The organism is Sphingomonas sp., from assembly GCF_023266535.1.
In the GTDB taxonomy this organism is placed as follows: Bacteria; Pseudomonadota; Alphaproteobacteria; order Sphingomonadales; family Sphingomonadaceae; genus Sphingomicrobium.
Genome location: NZ_JAHFPY010000111.1, coordinates 1 through 4,280, shown reverse-complemented (window position 1 = coordinate 4,280; position 4,280 = coordinate 1). Strand labels below are relative to the sequence as shown.

Genomic DNA, 4,280 nt, shown 5'->3' with positions numbered 1-4,280 from the left:
TTCACGGCGCGCGTGGTGTATCGGTCCATCAGTTTTGCTCCTTTAGCTGCTTAAAGGCCGGCCCCCGGACTTACAACGAGGACCGGCCGCTCCCGGCGACACGCCGGGATAACCCTGGCTTCGCGTGAATCAAAAGCCGGCCCCTGTTATCGCCACAGGGGCCGGCGCGCCCACCCATCAGAATCTCAGCGGTGGCAGGAGGCGCAGCCGCCTCCGCCACGATGGAACAACCTCGACAGCAGACCGCCGCGGCCTCCCCGTCGGCAGCCGGCCTCGCTTTCGGATGCGATCGCCAGCCAGCAAGCGCCAGCGATCAGGGCCATGACAAAGAGCTTCTTCATGATGCAGACCTCCGTGAAAAGAACGGGCGAAACAGTTGATTCATTTTCCGAAACAGTTGATTCATGCGGGCCGCAGCGCCCGCGTCGTGATAACGGCGACCTGCTTCAGTCGATGGAGGCCGCGTTCACTGAGGTGCGCGGTTTGACCTCGACGTTCACCTCCAACGCCAAGCCACCGGATAACGTCACCTGAAACGATTTCGGCGACAGCACGTCATAACCGACGATATTCATGGGCGGCTCTTTGTGGGTCGAGATCGCCGCCATCAGCCAGCCGGCGAGGAACGCTTGCATCGGATTGATTTCCTTGCTCACTTGATCGCCTCCTTGAAGGCCTTGCCCGGATCCTTGACGCCGGCGTCAACCATCGCTTTCGTCATCGGGCAATCGACGGTGGCGTCATGCCAGCAATACTGCAGCACCAGGAGCAGCCCGAGCGCCCGGGCCTGGCCGAGGCATTCCTCCCAGATGGCCTCGCCCTGGGTTTGCGGACCATTGCGGTAGAGTCGCTTCTGGAAGATGGGCCGGAGCTGCTCCCAGGCGATCTGCTCCAGCTTGACCTTGTGGTCGCGATTGGCGAAATCTTCCCAGGCGCCGTCGTCGCGGTAATCATGCCTCTCGTCGCAGCCGAAGTGCAGCACCAGGGCGTCGAGCATGCCGGTCCATTTCGGCTTGAACGTTTCGAGCTTCTCGCTCCACAGCTCGCCGGCGCGGCACATGCGCTTCAGCTCCAGCGTCTTGAGGCGATCCTCGCTGGACGGCGGTTCGGCCTCGCCGGTTTCCTGATCGACCTTTGTTTCGCGGCCGCTATTGCCGACGCGGCCCGAGGCGACCGGCTTGACATATTTCACCGTGCCGGCGTCCTCGCCGGTGACGATCACGGCCGGCTGCGCGTCCTTGTCGGTTTTTTTGCAGACGTTGTAGTCGTAGGACTGCTCGAACGTCGCCGGGCCCAGGGCCTCGGTCAGTTCCTTGGGAACCTCGCCGTGGGATTTCAGCAGAATTGGCTTCGTGCCTTTCTCGTTCAGCTCGTTGACCTTGACGGCGACGATCGCGGCCTGCTTGGCCTTCCAGCATCCCTCGTCGAGGCAGCGGTCTTTTTTCTGGTCGGCCAGCTCGGGGAACAGCAACGCCTGCGCCGAGCTGCGTTTCGGGCATTGGTCGCAACTGCCGGCGTCGGGCAACAGGAACGGATCGTCGAGATTCCACGCGGCCTGGCTCAACAGGCGGGTGAACTCCTCCAGGAACTCGACCAGCTCGTGACGCGGCGGGGCGGTGCCGACGGGTTTTCCGCCGTCGAAGAAGCCCCACATGGTATCCATCTTCTGGTTATCGACGATCGCCTCCAGGATCATCGGCTGGACGTCTTTCGGGATCCGCGCCAGCAGCGGCAAATGCGTCAGCGGCCATTCCTGGTCGATCACCAGCTGCCTCAGCTCGGGGATCAGCTTGCTCACGGCCAGGCGGACGGCGACCCACTGCGGCGTGCGGCCGAGCCTTGCCGCCAGGTCCTCGACGCGGACCGAGCTGCCGTTGCTGCCGGCCAGGTCGGCGAGTTTGCGGGCCTCTTCCCACGGAGTCAGATCGACGCGCTGGAGGTTCTCGATCGCGTGGACCTCGGCGGCCTGGCGATCGTCGAGGTCCATTTCCTTGACCTCGATCTGGTCCCACTTCAGGATCTTGGCCGCGCGCAGGCGACGCTCGCCGGCGATCAATTCGAAGCGGCCTTTCTTGCACCGGCGAACCAGGAGCGGCGAGAGCTGGCCGCGCTCCATCATCGTGGCCGCCAGGCCCTCCAGCTCGGCTTCGCGGATCTCGTCGCGATTGTCCGGCGGAATGTCGATCAGTTTCAGGGGGATTGATTTCGTGGCCATCGGCTTGCGTCCTCCAGGGTTTAGGGTTAATTCGTCACCTAATAAGTTGCGTTTTCAGCCGCGCATTTTCGTCTTTGAGTTCAGTGTTCTCCTTTCGCAGATCGTCGGCCTCTGCCATGGCTCGCGCGAACGCCACCAGCGCGACATCGAGGCACCCGGAAAAGCGGATGTTGCCGTTGCCGACGATATCCAGTGAATCGAAGATCGTCACGGATTCGGAGGTTTTTCGGATAAACCAGTTCATATTCCCCTCGGGTCAAATTGAGGCATGGCCACCGGTTCGCCCCGCTCGATGCGGCATTTCGGGCACATGCATTTCGTCGCCACGATTATGGCTACCAGCTCGACGCCGGGCGGCAGCGCCAATTCAACCTGCTTGGCGTGCGTAACCGCCTCGGTGCAAGGCAGGAAGCGCGAGAGGCCCACGCAGCGGGCTGCGACTCGAACGATCAACCAGCGGAGATTGAAGATCATGACAAATCCTCCGGTTCGTCGTCATCGATTTCATAATCGGCGTCGATGACTTCGCTATGCGTTCCGGGCGCTGGCAGCTGGGGCTTCGGGAATTCCCACGGCTGCACCGGCGCCGGCCTGACGTTCGCAGCGACCGAGCGGGCGACGTCCTCGCTCACCATCGTGATGCGGTAGACAGACGCGCCGCCGAAAAACTGCGTGGTGAATCCGCCGCCCGTTGCGCCAAATCCACCGCACACGGCGCAGTTGGGATTGGCGTCGCGGATGCCTTTGCAGGGAGTGCACACGACCACCGGATTCGGAATGTCCAGTCGGCCGAGCTTGGCGCCGTAGTGCTCTTCCTCGCTCAAGCGGCCGGCCAGGCGGACGTGACCCATCAGCTCGACGATTGCCCACTGCTCAGACATGAATGGCCTCCTTGTGGGTTTTCGTGGGGAACTCGCGGACGCGCAGATCGGCGGGCCATTCGCTCATGTCGGCGCCTTTGGGGTCTTGCAGATTCACGTATGCTGCTCGGCCGAAAAACCCGACCCCGCAAGGTTCCCTTGGATCGCTCCCCAACTGCTTCACGAAGCAGGCCACATCAGCCGCCTTGCATTGTTCCACGAGCGAGCGGACGTGCGCGATATTGCACGGGCGCGCCTTCGGGCCGGATTCGCCGCCGATGATGAGCCAGTCGATAGTTTCCCCGTCCGAACTTTTGAAAACACGGCCGCGTTCGGTCGTTACTTCGCCAGTCAGCCAGTTGTAGCGCTCATTTTGGGCTAGTTTTTGGCCGTAAGGATACTTCGACCAATTGGGCATGACAGCAGAGATTTCGCCAAGCAACGGCTCCGCGCTCACGAACAGCGCCGGGCACAGATCGCGGCATGCCAGCAGGTGCGGCAGGTTGCGGTCGGCGGTCTCTTGCTCGCTGATGCTGGTGCCGAGCCAGACGTTATACAAATATGGCCGCCGGCCAAGCGTTCCGGGAACACCGGCATCCGGAAAGCCGAGTTGCATCCACATTCGCCGCACGTTCTCCGGGCGCTTCGTCAATAGGAGCCAATCCAGGTGCGGCGTTGCGTCGATCAGGGCGAACAGGTCTCGCCGCATATCGTCCATTGTGGCAGGACGGCATTCAGGATAATTGCTTTCCGTGAAATATTTGCCTCCGTTGATCGTGAACAATTCACGCTGATGGTGGTCCACAATCGGCTTATCCCAGTCCTCAAAAATGTCCGCCAGCGAAGCGCAGAACACGCGCGGCCGGTGGTACGGCTCGATCTGATCGAACTCGCTCCGTGACTCCTGGCAGGCGCGATTAAAGCTGGCGAGTTCCCGCTCGGCCTGGCGCTTCCACTTGAGCGGCTGCCGCCACATCGCATCGGACGCGCGCACGCGGTTGCCGCTTGGTCCCCATTTCACGCCGCGGGCCTTCACCGAGTAGTTCACCTCGGCGTAGCAGTTGGCGCAGCCGGGCGCGACCTTGGTGCAGCCGGACCACGGATTGAACGTGTGGTCGGTCCATTCGATTGCGGAGTTTTCGGCCATTGTCTGTTAACCTCAAAACGGCGGTTCACTCTTCGCACCTGCCATGGGGGGGGGCGAC

General features: G+C 62.3%; 7 protein-coding genes. All 7 read right to left on the bottom strand.

What is annotated here, in order from left to right; all coding sequences use genetic code 11:
- Positions 1-185: 185 nt before the first annotated feature.
- Complete coding sequence (locus tag Q0C64_RS13135) at positions 186-341, bottom strand: hypothetical protein (protein WP_294124292.1); 156 nt, start codon at positions 339-341, stop codon at positions 186-188.
- Positions 342-446: 105 nt separating this feature from the next.
- On the bottom strand, positions 447-656 hold the full coding sequence (locus Q0C64_RS13130; RefSeq protein WP_294124291.1) for a hypothetical protein: 210 nt from the start codon (positions 654-656) through the stop codon (positions 447-449).
- Positions 653-2,215: a ParB/RepB/Spo0J family partition protein gene (locus tag Q0C64_RS13125; RefSeq protein ID WP_294124290.1), complete on the bottom strand. Its 1,563-nt coding sequence runs from the start codon at positions 2,213-2,215 to the stop codon at positions 653-655. Before Q0C64_RS13125 ends, Q0C64_RS13130 begins: the two co-directional genes overlap by 4 nt.
- 34 nt (positions 2,216-2,249) lie before the next feature.
- Positions 2,250-2,459 carry a hypothetical protein gene (locus Q0C64_RS13120; protein ID WP_294124289.1) on the bottom strand — a complete coding sequence of 70 codons (210 nt, stop codon included), beginning with the start codon at positions 2,457-2,459 and terminating at the stop codon, positions 2,250-2,252.
- Entirely contained in the window at positions 2,456-2,689 is a 234-nt protein-coding gene (locus tag Q0C64_RS13115) for a hypothetical protein (protein WP_294124288.1), read from the bottom strand. Before Q0C64_RS13115 ends, Q0C64_RS13120 begins: the two co-directional genes overlap by 4 nt.
- Positions 2,686-3,096: a hypothetical protein gene (locus Q0C64_RS13110; RefSeq protein ID WP_294124287.1), complete on the bottom strand. Its 411-nt coding sequence runs from the start codon at positions 3,094-3,096 to the stop codon at positions 2,686-2,688. Before Q0C64_RS13110 ends, Q0C64_RS13115 begins: the two co-directional genes overlap by 4 nt.
- Positions 3,089-4,222 (bottom strand): DUF5131 family protein, encoded by a 1,134-nt coding sequence (locus Q0C64_RS13105; protein ID WP_294124286.1) that lies wholly within the window; start codon positions 4,220-4,222, stop codon positions 3,089-3,091. The genes Q0C64_RS13110 and Q0C64_RS13105 overlap by 8 nt, the downstream gene beginning before the upstream one ends.
- Positions 4,223-4,280 lie beyond the last annotated feature (58 nt).